The 20,462-nt window shown below is 46.8% G+C and carries 18 protein-coding genes and 2 tRNA genes; 4 read left to right on the forward strand and 16 right to left on the reverse strand.

The window, feature by feature from the left end; genetic code table 11:
* Window positions 1-145 precede the first annotated feature (145 nt).
* The 6 genes from secF to KV201_RS21650 form a co-directional block, all read right to left on the reverse strand.
* Window positions 146-1,093: a protein translocase subunit SecF gene (gene secF / locus KV201_RS21625; RefSeq protein WP_012587306.1), complete on the reverse strand. Its 948-nt coding sequence runs from the start codon at window positions 1,091-1,093 to the stop codon at window positions 146-148.
* Between the two features lie 12 nt (window positions 1,094-1,105).
* Window positions 1,106-2,956, reverse strand: a complete 1,851-nt coding sequence (gene secD, locus KV201_RS21630; RefSeq protein ID WP_006082275.1) for a protein translocase subunit SecD — start codon at window positions 2,954-2,956, stop codon at window positions 1,106-1,108.
* Between the two features lie 17 nt (window positions 2,957-2,973).
* Entirely contained in the window at window positions 2,974-3,306 is a 333-nt protein-coding gene (gene yajC, locus KV201_RS21635; RefSeq protein ID WP_006082276.1) for a preprotein translocase subunit YajC, read from the reverse strand.
* Between the two features lie 26 nt (window positions 3,307-3,332).
* Window positions 3,333-4,457: a tRNA guanosine(34) transglycosylase Tgt gene (tgt, locus tag KV201_RS21640; RefSeq protein ID WP_006082277.1), complete on the reverse strand. Its 1,125-nt coding sequence runs from the start codon at window positions 4,455-4,457 to the stop codon at window positions 3,333-3,335.
* Window positions 4,458-4,619: 162 nt separating this feature from the next.
* Entirely contained in the window at window positions 4,620-5,657 is a 1,038-nt protein-coding gene (queA, locus tag KV201_RS21645; protein WP_226060536.1) for a tRNA preQ1(34) S-adenosylmethionine ribosyltransferase-isomerase QueA, read from the reverse strand.
* 63 nt (window positions 5,658-5,720) lie between these two features.
* Window positions 5,721-5,930 (reverse strand): hypothetical protein, encoded by a 210-nt coding sequence (locus tag KV201_RS21650; RefSeq protein WP_226060539.1) that lies wholly within the window; start codon window positions 5,928-5,930, stop codon window positions 5,721-5,723.
* Window positions 5,931-6,140: 210 nt separating this feature from the next.
* Here KV201_RS21650 and KV201_RS21655 point away from each other — a divergent pair, with 210 nt between their 5' ends.
* Window positions 6,141-6,770, forward strand: a complete 630-nt coding sequence (locus KV201_RS21655; protein ID WP_226060541.1) for an ACP phosphodiesterase — start codon at window positions 6,141-6,143, stop codon at window positions 6,768-6,770.
* Between the two features lie 69 nt (window positions 6,771-6,839).
* Window positions 6,840-7,511 carry an RluA family pseudouridine synthase gene (locus KV201_RS21660; RefSeq protein WP_226060542.1) on the forward strand — a complete coding sequence of 224 codons (672 nt, stop codon included), beginning with the start codon at window positions 6,840-6,842 and terminating at the stop codon, window positions 7,509-7,511.
* 98 nt (window positions 7,512-7,609) lie between these two features.
* Here KV201_RS21660 and KV201_RS21665 read toward each other — a convergent pair whose 3' ends face one another.
* On the reverse strand, window positions 7,610-8,050 hold the full coding sequence (locus tag KV201_RS21665) for a hypothetical protein (RefSeq protein WP_011847210.1): 441 nt from the start codon (window positions 8,048-8,050) through the stop codon (window positions 7,610-7,612).
* 351 nt (window positions 8,051-8,401) lie between these two features.
* Between KV201_RS21665 and KV201_RS21670 the strand changes: the two genes are divergently transcribed.
* Entirely contained in the window at window positions 8,402-9,781 is a 1,380-nt protein-coding gene (locus KV201_RS21670; RefSeq protein ID WP_226060543.1) for a Gfo/Idh/MocA family oxidoreductase, read from the forward strand.
* 189 nt (window positions 9,782-9,970) lie between these two features.
* Here KV201_RS21670 and KV201_RS21675 read toward each other — a convergent pair whose 3' ends face one another.
* The 7 genes from KV201_RS21675 to KV201_RS21705 form a co-directional block, all read right to left on the reverse strand.
* The gene (locus KV201_RS21675) at window positions 9,971-10,495 is read right to left on the reverse strand and encodes a CIA30 family protein (RefSeq protein ID WP_226060545.1); all 525 of its coding nucleotides are present in this window, start codon (window positions 10,493-10,495) and stop codon (window positions 9,971-9,973) included.
* Window positions 10,496-10,570: 75 nt separating this feature from the next.
* Window positions 10,571-11,797 carry a serine/threonine transporter SstT gene (gene sstT, locus KV201_RS21680; RefSeq protein WP_006082286.1) on the reverse strand — a complete coding sequence of 409 codons (1,227 nt, stop codon included), beginning with the start codon at window positions 11,795-11,797 and terminating at the stop codon, window positions 10,571-10,573.
* Between the two features lie 174 nt (window positions 11,798-11,971).
* Window positions 11,972-12,868 (reverse strand): chemotaxis protein CheV, encoded by an 897-nt coding sequence (locus KV201_RS21685; protein ID WP_226060546.1) that lies wholly within the window; start codon window positions 12,866-12,868, stop codon window positions 11,972-11,974.
* A gap of 140 nt (window positions 12,869-13,008) precedes the next feature.
* A complete protein-coding gene (locus tag KV201_RS21690) occupies window positions 13,009-13,479 on the reverse strand; it encodes a dual specificity protein phosphatase family protein (RefSeq protein ID WP_006082288.1) in 471 nt (156 codons plus the stop codon).
* Window positions 13,480-13,551: 72 nt separating this feature from the next.
* Complete coding sequence (locus tag KV201_RS21695) at window positions 13,552-14,835, reverse strand: DEAD/DEAH box helicase (protein ID WP_011847215.1); 1,284 nt, start codon at window positions 14,833-14,835, stop codon at window positions 13,552-13,554.
* Between the two features lie 47 nt (window positions 14,836-14,882).
* Window positions 14,883-15,440 (reverse strand): methylated-DNA--[protein]-cysteine S-methyltransferase, encoded by a 558-nt coding sequence (locus KV201_RS21700; protein ID WP_226060547.1) that lies wholly within the window; start codon window positions 15,438-15,440, stop codon window positions 14,883-14,885.
* 104 nt (window positions 15,441-15,544) lie between these two features.
* On the reverse strand, window positions 15,545-17,242 hold the full coding sequence (locus KV201_RS21705) for an Ada metal-binding domain-containing protein (RefSeq protein ID WP_226060549.1): 1,698 nt from the start codon (window positions 17,240-17,242) through the stop codon (window positions 15,545-15,547).
* Between the two features lie 498 nt (window positions 17,243-17,740).
* Here KV201_RS21705 and KV201_RS21710 point away from each other — a divergent pair, with 498 nt between their 5' ends.
* Window positions 17,741-19,570 (forward strand): ABC transporter ATP-binding protein, encoded by a 1,830-nt coding sequence (locus KV201_RS21710; protein WP_226060551.1) that lies wholly within the window; start codon window positions 17,741-17,743, stop codon window positions 19,568-19,570.
* A gap of 588 nt (window positions 19,571-20,158) precedes the next feature.
* Here the strand turns inward: KV201_RS21710 and KV201_RS21715 are convergent.
* Window positions 20,159-20,234 (reverse strand) — tRNA-Glu (locus KV201_RS21715).
* A 118-nt stretch (window positions 20,235-20,352) separates the two neighbouring features.
* Window positions 20,353-20,428 (reverse strand) — tRNA-Glu (locus KV201_RS21720).
* Between the last annotated feature and the right edge of the window lie 34 nt (window positions 20,429-20,462).

Consider the following 20,462-nt stretch of genomic DNA (forward strand, 5'->3'; position numbering starts at 1 on the left):
GTTGGATGGTAAACGGGAAAGGGCTTATCCAAGAGTCCTTAAAATGAGCAAAAACAAGTTTCCGGTTAGACCAAATAAAAATGCCGTTCACTCTTAAGTGAACGGCATTAACCGACGAGGTGGCTTTTTAACTCGAATGTAACCTTTAAGGCATCATAGGAGGTTGGTCTGCGCCTTCTTTCTCAATCTCAACTGGCATCATGTGTTCACGATTGATACCCAGTTTAATGGCCAAGAAACTCGCCACATAGATAGAAGAATACGTACCCACAAAAATACCCATCAGCAATGCAGTCGCAAAGCCATGGATCATAGTGCCGCCCTTAAGGAACAAGGCTACGACCACCACTAAGGTTGTACCTGTAGTAATGATTGTACGGCTCATGGTTTGAGTAATGGAAACGTTAACCACTTCTTCAGGGTCGCTTTTACGCATCTTAAGGAAGTTTTCACGGATACGGTCAAATACCACGATAGTATCGTTGAGTGAGTAACCCACAACCGTCAATAGACCCGCCAGTACGGTCAAGTCGAATTCCAATTGGAATACCGAAAACACACCTAAAGTCACGATCACGTCGTGCGCCAGTGCCGCCACTGAACCAAATGCTAGGCGCCATTCAAAACGGAATGACACGTAGATCATGATACAGATAAGCGCAACTAATACTGCTAAACCGCCTTGCTCAGCCAGTTCTTTACCCACTTGTGGGCCAACGAACTCAACACGCTTCTGCTGAACTTGTGGATCAACTTTCTGCGCAGCTTCCATGACAGACTTAACTTGCACGTCACTCTTAACGCCTTCTTTCACCTGTAAACGTACTAATACGTCACGGCTAGAACCGAAGTTTTGCACAATGGCGCCTTCAGAATCAGGCGTCGTCAGTTGCACCCGCAGAGCGTTTAAATCGACCGGATTAGTGAACTCCATTTCAACGACGGTACCGCCAGTGAAATCAAGACCCCAGTTGATGCCATTGGTTGCGAGCGAAACCAGCGATCCCAACACCAATACAGCCGACATAATACTGATAGGCAGTGCATGACGGAGGAAGTTTACCGTATGTTTTAAAGATAAAATTTCAAGCATTGTCACTTCCCCTTAGATAGACAGAGTCTTCACGCGCTTACCACCCCAAATCGCGTTAACGATTGAGCGAGTACCCACGATTGCGGTAAACATGGAAGTCGCAATACCTATCATCAAGGTCACCGCGAAGCCTTTAACAGCGCCCGTACCTACGGCAAATAGAATCAGCGCCGTTAGGAAAGTGGTGATGTTCGCATCGGCGATAGTGGAGAATGCGTTGCCATAACCTTCATGGATGGCCTGCTGTACGCTACGGCCCGCACGTAATTCTTCACGGATACGCTCATAGATCAGCACGTTACCGTCAACCGCCATACCCACAGTCAACACCATACCGGCAATACCCGGTAGGGTTAACACTGCGCCAGGGATCATGGACATTACGCCCACCACCATGACTAAGTTTGCGGTTAGCGCTATGTTGGCGATAAGACCAAAGCCACGGTAGTAAACCAGCATAAAGAGTAAGACAACTGCCATACCCCAGACCATAGCTTGCACACCGTTTTGAATGTTTTCAGCACCTAAGCTTGGACCAATGGTACGTTCTTCAACAATCGACACTGGGGCAATCAAGGCACCAGCACGCAGTAATAGCGCGAGGTTTTGTGCTTCACCATGGCTTAAGCCAGTGATCACAAAGTTACGGCCTAAACGCGCTTGAATGGTCGCAACAGAAATCACTTCTTGGATTTTCTGCATCTTAACGCTGCCGTCGGCATTGCGCTCACCACTGTCTTTATATTCGATGAACAATGTCGCCATAGGCTTGCCTATGTTGTCTTTGGTCACGTCAGAGAAAATGGTGCCGCCTTTCGCATCAAGGTTGATGCTAACCTGTGGACGACTGTACTGGTCAAAGCTAGGTTGTGCGCCCGTGATATGATCACCGGTCAGCATAACTTCTTTCTTCAATATCACAGTGCCACCTTCGCGGCGCTGGTACACTTCAGAACCCGCAGGTAAACGGCCAGATTGCGCAGCATTAGGATCGGCTTTGTCATCGACCATGTGGAATTCAATCGATGCGGTTGCACCTAAGATTTCCTTGGCGCGAGCGGTATCTTGCACACCTGGCAGTTCAACGATAATGCGCTCGGCGCCTTGACGTTGTACTACAGGCTCAGCCACACCTAACTCGTTTACACGGTTACGAATGGTCGTAATGTTTTGTTGCAGTGCTTCTTCTTTAATCTGCTTAAGGTACACGTCACTCATCACAGCTTGCAGGGCAAAATCTTCGCCACGGCTAGCATCAGTGAACACCATATCTTTACTGCGAGACTTAAGGAAACGCTCGGCACTCGCGAGACTTTCAGCATCACGGAACTTGATTTCGATACCTGTGGTATTGGTACGAATACCGGCATAACGAATTTTCTCTTCGCGCAGTTGCGAACGGAAATCGGCAACTTTAGCCTCTTCCATCTTGCGAATCGCTTCGCCCATGTCCACTTCCATTAAGAAATGCACACCGCCGCGAAGGTCGAGACCGAGTTTCATTGGGCTGCCGCCCATAGACTCGAGCCATTTAGGCGTCGCTGGGGCTAAGTTGAGCGCCACAGTGAACTTGTCGCCTAAGCTGTCAGCAATTAATTCTTTCGCCAGTAGCTGTTGATCCGCATTTTGCACACGGACCAACAACTGACCTTTTTCAAGCTCAGAGCGCTTTACCGCAATGCCCTTACTGGCTAACAGCTCGTTCACACTGGCTTGGGTTGATGCCGTGACTTCAGCACCTCGAGTCGCCACCACTTGCACCGCGTGATCTTCACCAAAAAGGTTCGGTACGGCATAGAAACAACCTATGGCGATGACGAGCATCACCATAATGTTTTTCCACATTGGGTATTTATTTAACACGCCTGAGCCCTCTTGGCTTACAACGACTGGATAGAGCCCTTAGGCAATACAGCTGCAATATAGTCTTTTTTGATCGTGATTTGAGTCGTGTCGTTTAAGCTCAGTAACACGTAATCGCTTTCGTCGCTGATTTTTGCAATCTTGCCTAAAATCCCGCCACTGGTCAGCACTTCGTCGCCTTTACTGATTGATGACATCAGGTTTTTGTGCTCTTTAACGCGTTTTGATTGCGGACGGAAAATCATGAAATAGAAAATCAGGCCGAAAATTGCCAGCATGAAAATCAATTCCATCGTGCCGCCACCTTGTGGTGCGCCGGCAGCGCTTGCGTATGCATTTGAAATAAACATAGTTTTCTCTTCTTATTAGCAAAAAATCAATCGACTAACTCTGGTACTTCGCGACCTTGACTGGTATAGAAGTCCGCCACAAAGGCGTCTAATGTACCCGTCTCAATCGCACCGCGCAAACCTTCCATTAACATTTGATAGTATCTCAAGTTGTGAATGGTGTTTAAACGCGCACCCAGAATCTCATTACAACGATCTAAGTGGTAAAGGTACGCCCGTGAATAATTTTTACAGGTATAACAATCACACTTAGTATCAAGTGGTGACGTGTCATCTCTATGACGCGCATTGCGTATTTTGATCACACCTTCACTCGTAAACAGATGACCGTTGCGGGCATTACGGGTTGGCATCACACAGTCAAACATGTCAACACCACGACGTACACCTTCAACTAAATCTTCTGGTTTACCGACCCCCATCAGATAGCGAGGCTTGTCTGCAGGAATTTGCGGGCAAATATGCTCAAGAATGCGATGCATATCTGCTTTAGGCTCACCTACGGCCAAACCACCGACGGCATAACCGTCGAAACCTATATCGACTAAGCCTTTTAAGCTTTCGTCGCGTAAATCTTCATACACACCGCCCTGAATAATACCGAACAGAGAGTTAGGGTTCTCTAAACGGTCAAATTCATCACGTGAACGTCTCGCCCAACGCAGAGACATCTGCATTGACTTACGTGCTTCGTCTTCAGTGGCGGGATATGGCGTACATTCGTCAAAAATCATCACCACATCACTGCCCAATGCATCTTGGATTTGCATTGATTTTTCAGGATCTAAGAAGATTTTCTCGCCATTAATTGGCGAACGGAAATGCACACCTTCTTCGGTGATCTTACGGATATCGCCAAGACTAAATACTTGGAAACCACCCGAATCAGTTAAAATCGGACGCTGCCAGTTCATAAAATCATGCAAGTCACCGTGCTTACGCATGATTTCTTCGCCTGGGCGCAACCATAAATGGAACGTGTTACCGAGCAGAATGTCTGCGCCTGTGGCACGTACTTCCTCTGGCGTCATACCTTTAACTGTGCCGTAGGTTCCCACAGGCATAAATGCTGGGGTTTCTACTGTGCCACGGTCAAAAATCAACCGACCACGGCGCGCACGGCCGTCGGTAGTATCTAATTCAAATTTCATAATTCACCTCGCCAGATAAACAGTCTGACTACATTTTTAATGGCTAATGCCATTTTGATTAACAATAGAGATGGGGACAGCGTTAAAAGGTTCAACCTTTTGACGAAAAAAAGTTGCCGCCCATACTTACTTTGGGCGGCTATTTTAAAACAAAATCTTGGTCTAGTGGGCTTTTTTCGTCACAAACATGGCATCGCCATAGCTAAAGAAGCGATATTTCTGCGCGATAGCATGTTGATACGCCGCCATAACATGATCAAAACCCGCAAATGCACTGACTAACATGATGAGGGTCGATTCAGGGAGGTGGAAGTTCGTCACCATGGCATCAACCACTTGGAATTGATAACCGGGATAAATAAAGATGTCGGTATCACCGCTAAAGGCTTTGAGTTCACCTTGGCTGGCGCGTGCCGCACTTTCTAAGGAACGTACAGATGTTGTACCAACAGCCACGACGCGTTTACCCGCCGCTTTGGTTTGCGCGATTAAATCGACCACATCCTGCGGCACATTGGCCCACTCAGAATGCATCTTGTGCTCAAGAATGGTATCAACACGCACCGGTTGAAACGTTCCCGCGCCCACATGCAAAGTCACAAATGCGATATTCACACCCTTGGCTTTTAATGCATCGAGCATGGCATCGTCAAAATGTAATCCCGCCGTTGGCGCAGCAACGGCACCTGGATTTTGGTTATACACAGTTTGATAGCGCTCTTTGTCAGCATCTTCATCGGGTCTGTCGATATAAGGCGGTAGCGGCATATGCCCTACGGCTTCGAGCACCTCTAGAATGGTCAACTCGGATAACAGCTCAAGTTCAAACAAGGTATCGTGACGGGCGACCATCTTCATTTGATAGCCACCGTCGAGCAGAATTAACGAATCGACTTTCGGGGATTTAGAGCTGCGAACATGGGCGAGGATGCGCTTATCATCGAGCATACGCTCAACTAAGATTTCTAACTTGCCGCCGCTGGCCTTTTGGCCAAACATACGCGCGGGGATCACTCGGGTATTGTTGAACACCATTAAATCGCCGGGATTAATCATCCCCAGCAGATCGGTAAACTGTTTGTCGCCTAACTCGCCAGAATTGCCGTCTAAGGTTAACAGACGTGATGCATTACGCTGCGCCATAGGATAACGAGCGATCAGCTCATCGGGGAGATCGAAAGAAAAGTCTGCAACGCGCATGATAGGCCTCTAGGTAGCTTAGAACGGCGGCTAGTCTATGGTTAGAGGCCAAGAATATCAAGATTACTTATTGCCAGCGTCCACTTCTTGCTCAGGATCCACAGGATTGACGCCATCTTGGGGCTGATTGTCATCGGCATCGAATTTAAGCCGTGAACGGCTGAAATCATCCATGCTAAAACGGTGTTGTTCAAAGGGGATTTCTACCAGCACTTTTTTGCGCTTCGGCTGCTCGTCTCTACCAAGCATTTTGTTGAACCAGTTCCACATCATCCATGATCCTAAAAAAGGTTATTGATTTTATTTCACTTTCTCTCATATTGATGGCTAGAACAGCGTTAACGCTGACGAGGATTATTCGCGGTGAACAAACACCCGCAATCAATAAAAAGTGAAAAAATACTGCATTTTTGGCTTCCGCGCTTTCCTAAGCGCGCTTGTGCATGATACCGTGAACCAACGTGGTTAACCAAGCGCAAAATAATGAACTTTCTTACACACTTACATCTCGCCGACATCAGTAAAACACACCTTGCCGCCAATGTGGCGGGTAACTATATTCAAGCGCCAGTTGCACAAGCTCCAATTGAGTTACGCCAAGCGTTATGGCTAAACCAAGAGATTAATACCCTCTGCGCCAGCCACGAACTCACAATTGAATTAATGGAAGCTTTCCCTGCGCCCTTAAGAAGCATAGCAGCAGAACTCATGGCCGTGAGTTTCGATCACTATTTAGCTTATTATTGGGAAGAATATCATCACCAACCCTTGGATGAATTCAGCAGCAAGGCCTATGACGCGTTAGATACTTTCGCCGCCCAAGGGGTAGACCCATACCATCCAGAGGCACTTGCTAAACTCTTGCCCGCCATGCGTAGCGCTGATTGGCTAGGCAGCTACACCACGGAAAAAGGCTTACAACACGCCTTAGCACAAGTGGCAAAACAGCATCCGCAAGCCGCACTGTTTAAAGATGCCCATAAAGTCGTCAATAAAATGCAGATCGAAATCGAAACCGCGTTCCGCACTTTTTATCCGCAGCTGATGGCTTATACCCGTATTTGGAGCCGTAAGACGCCTGCTGAATATTTGCCCTCCCCCCTCTCGCAATAAGCGAGCATGAGATTATGCTGTGTGCCTGCGTAAATTTTGCTAGTATGGCCGCGCAAAAATGAGGACAAGATGCAGATATTTGATTACCAGCCCCCAGCAGTTCCTTGGCTAGACATACGCTATAAAGATAGAGATCTGATTATCATCAATAAACCTTCGGGATTATTGTCTAATCCGGGTCGAGCTGCTCACACCTTCGATTGCGCGTTAACCCGCTTACAAAGCCTTTATCCAGAAACTATTTTAGTGCATAGGCTCGACTGCGCGACCTCGGGCATTATGGTGTTCGCCCGTAATAAAAAAGCGGAGTCGCATTTAAAAACGCAGTTTCAAGATAGACAGAGTAAGAAAGTCTATATTGCCGAAGTGATGGGACATGTGCAGCAGGAACAGGGCATTATTGACCTCGCGATAGTGCCAGACACTGAACATCCGCCCTATCAAAAAACGCTACAGGCGGGAGAGACTGGCGGCAAAAGCGCCCTCACTCACTACCGTGTATTAGAGCGCCGAGAAAACAGCACCTTAGTCGAGCTTTCGCCAGAAACAGGCCGCACCCATCAATTGCGTGTGCATATGCTTGCCCTAGGGCATGCGATTTTAGGCGATGAGTTTTACGGTGATGCCGAGGTTATCAAAGCCAAACCGCGTTTATGCTTACATGCACAAAGCTTAAGTCTGACTCATCCGTATTCGGCTAAACCGCTCTTTTTTAGCAGTAAACATCCCTTTAGCGAATAACTCAATCCAATGGCTGCAATCCCATAAAAGCAAAAGGTCGCGACTTAGCACTGAGCTAAAATGCGACCTTAGTTATTTACGGATTCGACTGTAGCCTTTTAAGCGACGCGCATGCCTTGAGCAAAATCGGCATCGGCGGCTAATTTATCCGCTTGGAAATAACAGCCCTGCTCATTACAAAATTGTAATTGCTGTGACTGTGTCACGATAAAGAATTCACCGAAGAAATTACCGCCAACATCTTCCAGCTTATGGCCTTCAGCGGTTTGCGACATATAGACTTCATCTAAACTATGGCAGCCATCGCTAAACCAAGTTTCTAAAAAATATTTTTCGTCTTCTTTATAGAGGGTAATTTTATCACCCAATAAAGGACGCCCATCTAACCAACGACCTATAATTTCACGATTTTGCATATCTGTCTCCCGCCAATGAAGGCGACGGCGTTTTTCAATCCCAGACATCCTGATATCCTTATGCAATACCCAATCACCTAAAGTGAATGTCAGTTGTGGTAGTACATTAAGCATAGAACCCATTTAACGCTTTACTCCCCACTACAGCAAATTACTTCAAACCGCCCGTCAAATGTAACTTTATGGTTAATTTAAATTTGCTAAATGTTTAAAATATAAAAGATAAATACCTTTGACTAATTAATCGGCAGTGTAGCTCAATCTACAAATAAAAACGCGATCTTTATCACTATTTACTTATCGCTAAAGTAAAGGCAGCTAAAAGACTTATCTAGCGAGCTGAATGAGCTTGTTACATCTTTTATTGCCAATTTAAATGGGGTTTCTGATATAACCCATAAGTGAATTACCGTACAAATAAGACCAAGTGATATTTCAATATCCCTACAAAACAAAAATAAAGCAGGAAGCGCTATGCATAACATTCATCGTCGTAATTTTCTTAAGGCCGCAGGTGCCGCCACCGCAGGACTCGTTACTGCCAATATTGCTCTCAATGCCTACGCCAGTAGCGTCGCCCCTAAACCGCAAGCCGGTAAATCCGTTATCGGACTCATAGCACCTAAGATGGACGTGGTTCGAGTCGGCTTTATCGGTGTTGGTGAGCGGGGTTTTAGCCATGTCGAGCAATTCTGTCATTTAGAAGGCGTTGAACTCAAAGCCATTTGTGATACCCATCAAGCGGTACTCGACAGAGCCGTAGATCATATCGTTAAACAGAATCGGCCCAAACCGGCTGTCTATACTGGTAATGATCTGAGCTATCGTGATCTGCTGAGCCGTGATGATATCGATATTGTGATTATTTCGACCCCGTGGGAATGGCACGCGCCTATGGCAATCGAAACCATGGAGAGCGGCAAACATGCCTTTGTTGAGGTGCCAATGGCGCTCACGGTTGAGGAGTGCTGGCAAGTTGTCGATACCGCTGAGCGCACTCAGAAAAACTGCATGATGATGGAGAACGTCAACTACGGCCGCGAAGAACTGATGGTGCTCAACATGGTGCGCCAAGGCGTGTTTGGAGAGTTACTCCACGGCGAAGCCGCTTATATCCATGAGCTACGCTGGCAGATGAAGGAGATCGATCATAAGACAGGCTCATGGCGGACTTACTGGCATACCAAACGTAACGGCAACTTATACCCAACCCACGGTTTAGGGCCAGTCTCCCAGTATATGAACATTAACCGCGGTGACCGATTCGATTATCTGACCTCGATGAGTTCCCCCGCCCTTGGCCGTGCGCTCTATGCTAAACGTGAATTCCCCGCCGATCATGAGCGTAATCAACTCAAGTACATCAATGGGGATATCAACACTAGCCTGATTAAAACCGTTAAGGGCCGAACCATCATGGTCCAGCATGACACGACGACCCCAAGACCTTACAGTCGCCATAATTTGATCCAAGGGACGAATGGCGTGTTTGCCGGCTTTCCGAACCGGATCGCCGTCGAAAATGGGGGCTTTGGTCAAAGTTACCACGAGTGGGATATGGATATGCAAAAGTGGTACGACAAATACGATCACCCACTGTGGCAGCGCATAGGAAAAGAGGCTGAAATTAACGGCGGCCACGGCGGCATGGACTTTGTGATGCTATGGCGCATGATTTATTGCCTACGCAATGGCGAGGCTTTAGATCAGGATGTATACGATGGCGCGTCTTGGTCGGTGGTGAATATTTTAAGTGAACATTCACTCAATGATCGCAGTAACTCTGTCACCTTCCCTGATTTTACCCGCGGCGCGTGGCAAACCGCCAAACCATTAGGGATTATCGGCGCTTAAGCTGCGGCTTTCGCCAAGTTCACTATTTGGCACCGCCACCATAAGGATAAGTGCCTCGGCCTTATCCTTTTTCTTATTCAATTAAGCCTTGAGATGACCCGCGCCATTAGCAACAAGCCATCTGCCATAAGCACTTAGCGGTAAGAAACTCGCGACAATAAATTCACCATAAGAAACTCACTATAAGCGCTAGTAGTAGCCGATTTCTCTGATTTTCAATGAAAAGTCGCCACTTTGCTGGGCACCAATCACTAACCCTAAGCTGCACAACTGACTCAATACCATATTCGGACGGGAAATGGGTTTACCCCGACATTGGGGCTTGAAATCACTGAAGGGAATTTCAATCCGCTGCCAATTCAATACTCTGGCACTACTCACACCAAAGGTTTGATGAGTTGACGTGGGCATAGGCGCTTGATATACCGTACTTTGCGGTGTGTCGACATCCTTTAAATTCACTTTATAGTCTTTAGTTCGGTCGCCATCAAGTTCGAGGTAAATCCCAGTAAATTCACTGACATCTATGGGGCTAAACTCACAACGCACTGAGGCAAACCCACCGCCATTTGCCAGCGACACATGGCCACTAAACTCACCATAACCTAAAGGTGAAACCGTCATTTTACTGCGGGACAAACCGCCCATCACAGTGTCATTTATTCCATACCAGGGCTTTGCAGCATCTAACACGCTAAAATCAAAAAAGATCATAACGACTCCCATAAAAAAAGCAGCCACCTAAGTGACTGCTTCCATAATACTTTTCTATACGAATAACAGCACTCGTTAACTCAGTTTAGCTTTATTCTCAGCGGCTTCACAAGCGGCAGCGGTAAAGATAACGTCAGTTGAGCTGTTCAGTGCAGTTTCGGCTGCATCTTGAACCACACCAATAATAAAGCCAACAGCAACCACTTGCATGGCAACATCGTTAGAAATACCAAACAAGCTACAAGCCAGTGGGATCAATAATAATGAACCACCCGCCACACCCGATGCGCCGCAAGCTGAAACAGCAGCAACAACACTCAGTAACAATGCGGTCAGTAAATCGACTTGAATGCCTAAGGTATGCGCCGCAGCTAAGGTCAATACGGTAATAGTGATCGCCGCGCCGCCCATGTTGATGGTGGCACCTAAGGGAATAGAAACGGAATAAGTGTCTTCATGCAGCTTTAACTTTTCACACAGCGCCATATTCACCGGAATGTTTGCCGCGCTCGAGCGAGTAAAAAACGCCGTCACACCACTTTCACGCAAGCATTGAAATACCAGCGGATACGGATTACGTTTAATCTTCACGTACACAATCAATGGATTAACGACTAAAGCAATAATAGCCATCGCACCTAATAGCACGGCCAATAACTGGGCATAGCCTGCAATCGCCGCAAAACCAGTTTCGGCAAATGTCGCCGCAACGAGACCAAAAATACCGATAGGCGCTAAACGGATAATAAAGCGCACCATTTGTGAAATACCGTGGCTCATATCGGCAAACACTTGTTTAGTCGAATCGGTAGCGTGATGTAAAGCTAAACCTAAGCCCACACCCCAAGCGAGAATACCAATATAGTTGCCCGTCATTAACGCATTGACTGGGTTATCAACCAGTTTGAATAACAAGGTATGGATGACTTCACCAATGCCCTGTGGTGGGCTGGTGCCTTCCACGCCGGCAACTAAGACTAAATTAGTCGGGAAAATCGAACTCAGGAGCACTGCGGTTAATGCGGCCGCGAAAGTGCCGAATAAGTACAGCACCACAATGGGACGCATATTGGTTTGGGTATTCTTCTTTTGGTTGGCAATCGATGACGCCACTAAGATAAATACTAAGATGGGAGCGATCGCTTTCAATGCCCCAACGAATAAACTGCCTAAGAAGGCGATATCTTTCGCGCTACTCGGTGAAAAACTGGCTAAGACCACACCAGCGATTATCCCCAAAAAGATTTGTATTACTAGACTGCCATTAGCCAACTTAGCTAACAATGATGATTCTTGTTTCATGGTTTAACCTATCGTTATTATATTTCGGTTGAGATCCCCAACGCGCACCTTCGGAAATGAGGCCAATAAGGTTTTTATAGGATGTGACTGGACTTGTCTAGTTTTGCGGGGAAATAAGCTAACTAAATTACCCTAGCCCCGCAAAAAGCATACAAAAAACTAACAAGCGCCAGATTAGCGCTTGTCTAAGGCGAGATCGGCGCCCCGTAACATGGCGTCGATTAACTCGTGGGCATCGAACTTAGTCAGTGCTTCATTTGCCCCTACTTGATGGGCCTGACTCACGCTAATTTCGCTGGATAAAGAAGTGTGCAAAATAATGTAAGCCTTGGCTGTCAGTGGATTATCACGCACTTCAAAAGCCAGTTCGTAACCATCCAGTCCCGGCATCTCGATATCACTCACCAGAATATCTATCGGGTGATGTTCCAGTGCCGCTTGCTCCATCATGATTAGCGCTTCTTTACCGTCGGCGGTCACTCGATAAGGAATGTTAATCATATCAAGGGCGTCGGATAACTGCTTACGTGCCACCTTAGAATCATCCACTAAAAGGATATTCATAGGCTTGAGTTTTTCACGTTGTACGTCGGTCAAAATAGCCCGATTCGCCTTTGGATTATCGGGGAAGATTTTCGACAATAACAATTCAACGTCAAGCAACTGTACCAGTTGGTCCTCAAAACGTGTCACGCCCGTCAAATAGGCATTTTTACCCAAACTAGACGAAGGAGCCTCAATATCACGCCAGTTACATTCGATAATCTTATCAATACCACGCACTAAGAAACCAATGATCATCCGCTGACAATCCGTGATGATGATGTAGCACTTTTCCCGCTCTTCAGGGGCTATTGGCCTATAACCAATCGCCGCCGCCATATCAATGATAGGAATCGTATGGCCGCGGATAGTTGAAGCCCCCAGAATCGTCGGATGAGATTGAGGAATTTTACTGAGACGTGTGTACGGCACCAGCTCACGCACTTTCAACGTGCCTAAGGCAAACACTTGAGTCTGTGATAACCGAAACAGTAGTAATCCCTGTGACTGACTTGCCTTACTTTTCATAATTAGATAGATAACTCACTAAAACCAACCTGCGGATAGCTTAACCTTAACACAGTAAAAATTTGATGACTAAGGTCAAACGAATGAAACTATTATGCCTATTAATGAATAGGTTCGGCTCTAAGTCGCCTAAAAAAGGCTTAGTCTTGTAATGCGTACAAAACGTCAAAGGCGAATTGATCCCAGCCATCGGCAGTAAAGGCGATATCGCGAATACTGCGAACTTGGCTGACAGCGTGTAATGGCGCAGCACCATTGACCATCAAGTAATAAGCCATGATGAGACTAGTGCGATCCTTACCCGAGCGACAATGGATCACCACAGGTAATCCATCGGCTTCACACTGCTGAATAAAAGCTAATGCCTTGGGCAATTGAGCGACACAAATCGCCACATCCCCATCTTGGGGCGGCACATTGCGCGAAAAGGGAATACATTCGTAACGTAAATCGAGCTTTTTAAAGGTGCTAGGCTCGCAGCCTTCGCCCCCATTGACCGACAGGATGGCACCAATACCGGCCTCTTTAAGCGCTTGCAAATCCCAAGGATCTTTATTGGGACCACTGCGCCCTGCGACTTTACCTTCAACTAACCAGAATAAGTGTTGCATAAACCTTACCTACGACAAGTGAGATGACAAGGGACGTCAGAGATAAGCTAAGAATAGCTTGTTTCCAACGACTTAAGATTTTTTACCCCAAAATTCAGCATTGGCAGGCGGTAACTGTTTACGTTTTTTTTTACCCGTACCTTCGGGCTTGGCGACAGGTTTAGCTTGTTCTAACAGTTCGGCTGGCATTTCGTCATCGGCTTCAAAACCGACAATTTGCTCACGCACTAACTTAAGCTTGTTCTTTTTCTCTATCACGCCAAAGTGGTGATAATCCTCATGGGAAATCAAGGTTACAGCTAAGCCAGCTTCACCGGCGCGGCCACTACGGCCAATGCGATGCATATAATCCGCAGGGCTTCTTGGTAAATCAAAGTTGATCACCACAGGCAGTTTATCGATATCGATACCACGGGCGGCAATGTCAGTCGCAATTAACACACTGATCTCACCATTTTTAAACCCATCGAGCACCCGCGTACGCGCACCTTGGGCTTTATCGCCATGGAAGACTTCGGCACTGATCCCACGTTTAGATAACTTTTGCGCTAAATGATTACAGGTATTTTTGGCACTCACAAAAATCAACGCCTGTGACCACTGATGTTCTTTAATCAGATGCGCCAATAATGCGGTTTTCATCGGACGATTAACGGTAATAACCCGTTGATGAATCGTGCTTTCTTGTTCACTTTGGAATTGGTATTCAAGCGGATCATTCAGTAATTTTGCCGTTAATTCACGGACTTCTTCAGGGAATGTTGCTGAGAATAATAAGGTTTGTTTCTTGGCGGGCAACGCGTCGAGCACTTGGGCTAATTCTTCTGTAAAACCAAGGCTTAACATGCGGTCAGCTTCATCGAGCACTAAGGCGCTAACGCGGTTAAGTTTGATGGCATTGCTGGACAACAGATCTAACAAACGACCCGGCGTTGCCACTAATACGTCAGCACCAGCGCGTAGGCTCTGCATTTGCGCATTGACTGACACACCGCCAAACGCGGCGACAATTTTTAGCTTGCCATTCAAATGCGAAGCATAGGACAGAAAGCTGTCTGCGACTTGCTGGGCTAATTCACGGGTGGGTACTAAGACCAAACAACGAACATAAGCGCCTGTCTTATCGTCTGTTTTTGCTTCAACAAGTTGCTGCAACAGCGGCACGGCAAAGGCTGCCGTTTTACCCGAGCCCGTATTGGCGCCGGCTAACACATCACGCCCAGCGAGCACAGCGGGAATCGTCGCCGCCTGTACTGGTGTGGGCGAAACATACGCTAATTCGGTTAGTCGATTTAGCAAAGGTGCAATAATGCCGAGTTGGGCAAAGCTTGCCGCAGAGGAAGAAGCCTGAGTCATAGAAAGTTTAACTGCTCACCAATATCTTAATAGGCGGCTATTCTAGCTTAAATATCGAGGCAGTGCTTGTCAGTTTCCAGCGTTAACAACTGCTGTTTCATCGTAAGCCCGTAGGCGTAACCCGTTAACTTGCCATTTTTGCCTATCACTCTATGGCAAGGCACGATAATCGCAATTGGATTGGCGCCATTGGCCGCGCCCACGGCGCGCACTGCCTTAGGCCGACCGATTTGCTCGGCAATCTGCCCATAACTGCAGCTCTGGCCGTAATCTAAATTGAGCAAGGCTTGCCATACGTCGCGCTGAAATTCAGTGCCCTTGGGCGCGAGTTTTAAATCAAATTCAACCCGCTCACCCGCAAAGTAATCCGCAAGCTGCGCCTGAGTTTCGCGAATATGCGCCTTAGCTTGATTGAGGGCATCCTCACTCACCTTGGCAAGCGCAATCTCAGTGCGATCCGAGCCGACAACCGTTAAATGACTCAGTCCATAAGCATTGGCATTTAACTGCAATATTCCGGCAGGACTGATAAACGTATCCACGGCGCAGGGTTGATATTCTGCAATGCTTGGCGCTTGGCTCAATTGACGAATTGCATGTTTCATAATCTGTCTCTTCGTTTGCTCTTTGTTTGATCTTAATTTGGTACTTAACTGAACTGCTAACTCATCTTTTTAAACTGGCAGTTCAATATGAGGCGGCTTGATGGTTATTGATGCCAAAGCTGAAAGGTTAAGTAACTGCCCCACGGGGCAATTTGTTGACTTAGCTGCTCGCACAATTTGGGATAGCTCACTGCTGCGGCTGCCGTTTCATCTAACTTATTGTTCTTGATATATAAGGCCAATAAATGCTTTTTAACAATCAAATCCGAATGTAAAAACACGTTTGGATCGCCCAAGCCACGAAGCTTGGCATATGCTATCGTCCAAGGACCGATGCCTTTAACGCTAAGCCAATCATCGACACTTGCCTCTGGATGTTCGCAGATAAACGCCGCGAGCGCATTGAGGGCTAATTTACGGGCGCCCGGCATTTTTAGCTCAGTTAAACTCGCCTCACGAATCGCCTCGGGTGTTGGGAATAATCGATACTCGCGGCCATTGAGACTAAAGCGCTCGCCATAGGCTTCAACCAATATATTCAGTAATTTAGTCGCCTGCACGACTGTCACTTGCTGACCTAAGATGGCGCGGCAAACCGCTTCAAATAAAGATCCAGCGCCAGGGATGCGCAATCCCGAAAACGGTGTTAAGCCTAAACTCGGTACCGTACTTAAACCTTGTTCAATCTGCTGCATATCCGCATCGAGATCTAAAATGCGTCGCACCTCAGTGACCAGCAATTGCAACTCATCGACGGCGGAATCTTCGGTCAAAGCAATCGCAAGTTTGAAGCGATTCAGCTTAGGTTCATGGATAATTTGCACTGTGCCGCGCATCTTGCCGATGGCAAAACAGCGACCATATTCGAGCCCGTTATCGTCAGCCTTGGCTTCTGCTGAAACATAGGTTTCATCTGCAATCTGAACTGCATCGCTCGCTTGTGGATGACTCATTTGCGGCGTAAACCACTCCATTCCTGTCACTGCACGTAAGCGATAAAATGCCAGCTGCGATGCCCAATCCAATGGGGGTCGATAGTATTGATATAAGGTTAATCCATAGTGCGGCACAAATTCACCCAAAGTATCAATTTCACCGAATCCTGTTGATGAATCAATAACCTGCTCCTTTGCAGCCTTAGTTAAAGCGGTCTTTCTTAATTGCGTTGGCGTCAATTGTAAGGTTTGCTTAAATGCCTCATTGAAACGGCGAATACTGTTGAAACCCGCCGCCAACGCGACTTGGGTGATAGGTAATTGGGTTTGATGTAGCAGTTGTTTTGCAAACAGTAACTGCCGGTATAAGGCATATTGTTTAGGCGAAGTGCCAAAACCTTCGGTAAAGAGCTTATTGAGATAACGACTACTGATCCCTAATCTGTCAGCCAATTGTGTCACAGTCGACGCTGGCTCTCCCGATGATTTCCCCACTAATGCGCCCGCTTCAATTAAACTAATGGCCCTCGCCAACGTTGTGCCAGTGCCCTTCCACGGATTTGAACCTGGCGCACTGTCGGGCCGACAACGCAAACATGGGCGTAATCCCGCTTGTGCGGCTTTAACGGCCGAATCAAAATAACGCACATTTTGCTCTTTTGGCGCGACGGCAGGGCACACGGTACGGCAATAAATCCCTGTCGTTAATACGCCCACAAAAAACTTACCATCAAAGCGTGGATCGCGGCTCATCCTCGCCTCACGGCAAATGGACGCAGAAAGTAGCCCCGCACTGGACTCCAGTGAATGCACTGAGTCTATTTCATCACGCTTAATCGCACTCTCAGACGCTCTATCTGTACTCATTTTTCATCACGCCCGACAATATTCGCTCACAATTAATTTCTTGTTCATTACTTTACGTAAAACTAGCATGTAGCACTAGCGGAAAACGGAACTCAATCATTTCAATGCTTTTAGGGAATGAAATCCTATATACCCAAGCTACCTGAAGATACGAGTTTCAGAGCGTCTAGGGTGCTTCAATTCAAGGCGCATCAATGACAGAATGTCGGCCACCTTTTGAATTGATGCAACACGGAAGTGGAGTGCCCTAGACGCTCCGTTCCGGCGGCTGATGTTAACCACGGGGTAACGCACTTTATGCCGTGTTGGTTATTTTTAACTTAGTCCACTAGGTCTGCAAATAACCGCAATCGCCATGGATGGCGTGAATGCCATTTATGCAGGAGCAATAAAGGGCCTTGCCTAAAGTGCGTTAAATTCCCGCTGAATCCTGCATCTTCAGGTTGTTTGGGTATATGCTATACGCGACTATTTTTTATCTCACCATAGAGTTAATTCATGTTTAAACGATTTGAATCTTGGGTTGAAGCCCTCCCCGATGATGAACCGACTAAGCCACCCACAGGGGTTTATGCTTTTTGCCGCCACTACACTAAAGGCTACGAACTGCCGCTGATCTTAATGTCAGTGCTGACCGCTATGCTGGCGATGCTTGAAGTGTCCCTGTTCGGATTTATGGGCCAATTAGTGGATTGGCTTGTGAAAAAAAATCCCGAAACCTTATTTCAAGACGAAGGCACGACCTTAATGCTGATGGGGGGTATGGTGCTGATTGTGATGCCAATCTTGGTATTACTGCATGCGCTTATCATGCATCAAACCTTGCTCGGCAATTATCCTATGTCGATCCGTTGGCTCGCGCATCGCTATTTGCTAAAGCAAAGTGTGTCATTTTATCAAGATGATTTTGCCGGCCGAATCGCCACAAAAGTGATGCAAACGTCCTTAGCCGTGCGCGAAACTGTGATGAAGTTGCTCGATGTATTGGTATACATTTTGGTGTATTTCACCTCTATGTTAGTGATGATCGCCAGCGCCGACCTGCGCTTAGTGATACCTATGCTAGTGTGGCTTGCACTGTATGTTGGGCTGCAATGGTACTTTGTGCCTAAGCTGAAAAGTGTCTCTACTGAACAAGCCGATGCGCGCTCAACCATGACAGGCCGTATCGTCGACAGCTATACCAACATCACCACAGTAAAGCTATTCGCCCACACGCAAAAAGAAGCCGAATACGCCAAATCGAGTATGCGGATATTTTTAGACACGGTTTATCGCCAGATGCGCTTAGTCACGGGCATCAGTGTCAGCGTGCAGATCATTAATTATGTGCTCGCATTCAGCATTGCTGCGGTAGCGATTGCTCTATGGACTGACAGCGCGATTACTATCGGCGCCATTGCCATTGCTGTCAGTTTAGCACTGCGCTTAAACGGCATGTCACAGTGGATCATGTGGGAAATCAGTTCGTTATTTGAAAACATCGGCACAGTCACCGATGGGATGAGCACCTTATCGAAAACAACGATCATCCAAGATGAGCCAGACGCCAAGGCGCTGGTCGTCAACCATGGCAAGATTGATTTCAAGCAAGTGTGTTTCCATTACGGCGAGCAGACTGGGGTGATTGAAGATCTGAATCTGAATATTAAGGCAGGTGAAAAAGTTGGCTTAGTTGGGCGTTCTGGCGCGGGTAAGTCGACCTTAGTGAATCTATTAATGCGATTCTACGATGTCGAAAAAGGTCAGATTAATATTGACGATCAAGACATTAAGACGGTTATGCAGGATTCACTACGCTCGCAAATCGGTATGGTGACCCAAGATACATCACTGTTGCACCGTACTATCCGCGAGAATATTCTTTACGGCAATCCAACGGCCAGCGAAGAACAGCTCGATAGCGCCATTAAACAAGCTCAAGCCTATGACTTTATTAAGGATCTAAGTGACCCTCACGGTAATCATGGCTTAGATGCCCAAGTCGGTGAACGTGGTGTAAAACTTTCTGGAGGCCAAAGACAGCGGATCGCTATCGCGCGGGTTTTATTAAAAAATGCACCGATCTTGCTGCTTGATGAAGCCACTTCAGCACTGGATTCTGAAGTCGAAGCCGCCATTCAAGAAAGTTTATATGAGTTAATGCAAGGTAAAACAGTAATTGCAATCGCTCATCGACTTTCGACCATCGCCGCAATGGACAGACTAATCGTGTTAGATCAAGGCCGAGTCGTCGAACAAGGCACGCATCAAGAACTCATTGCTGCTGGCGGCATTTATGCCCAGCTATGGGCACACCAAACCGGTGGATTCTTAGGCGTAGACTAAATTAAAAGTTAAATGACGAAAGGCGACACTCAGCAATGAGTGTCGCTTTTTTTATCTCAAATAAGTTTCCGCCTAAATCTGCCCTCTTCCCGCAAAGCTTCACTCTTACACTCGCCCTCATATTCACCGCAACGATACGCTATTTTGCACAATAGATGCAGTGAGAACGGCTCACTTCAAATTGCGCTCGTTTAGCGATTGGAAGCATGAGATAAATCGCGATTAACGGTCTAAATTATCAACATTGAGCGTGACAGCATTCAAAGTACCAATACATTGAACAATCCGAAAGGTGAGTTTTAGCCATAGGCTAGCGCAAGGTTAAGCAGGAAAACACTTCAATAATTCTTATCACACGATTGAACAGAATGACTTCACCACACTAAGTATGTCTCTCGAAGCATCATTTATCTTAATGTGGATGGTTTGATTGGTGGGTAAATTCGGAATCGGCAAGTAACTCGACGCGTATGACTCGTAAATGAATCGGGGAGATCTCGATTTAATATTCAAAATTCAGACACAAAAAAACCACCTTTAGGTGGTTTATTGTCTTTAACCAAGGTTTCGATAAACCTTGATTAAAATTGGTATCCCCTAGGGGATTCGAACCCCTGTTACCGCCGTGAAAGGGCGGTGTCCTAGGCCTCTAGACGAAGGGGACCCGGACTTATGATTTAACTCGTAACCGAGCTTTGTAACACATTCACTTCAGTAGGCTAGGAAGTAAATGCTTTGTTCTTACCAAACAACACGTTAGTTATTTGCTAGGAACCAAAATTTGGTATCCCCTAGGGGATTCGAACCCCTGTTACCGCCGTGAAAGGGCGGTGTCCTAGGCCTCTAGACGAAGGGGACCCGGACTTATGATTTAACTCGTAACCGAGCTTTG

It is taken from the genome of Shewanella sp. SR1, from assembly GCF_020447145.1.
In the GTDB taxonomy this organism is placed as follows: Bacteria; Pseudomonadota; Gammaproteobacteria; order Enterobacterales; family Shewanellaceae; genus Shewanella; species Shewanella baltica.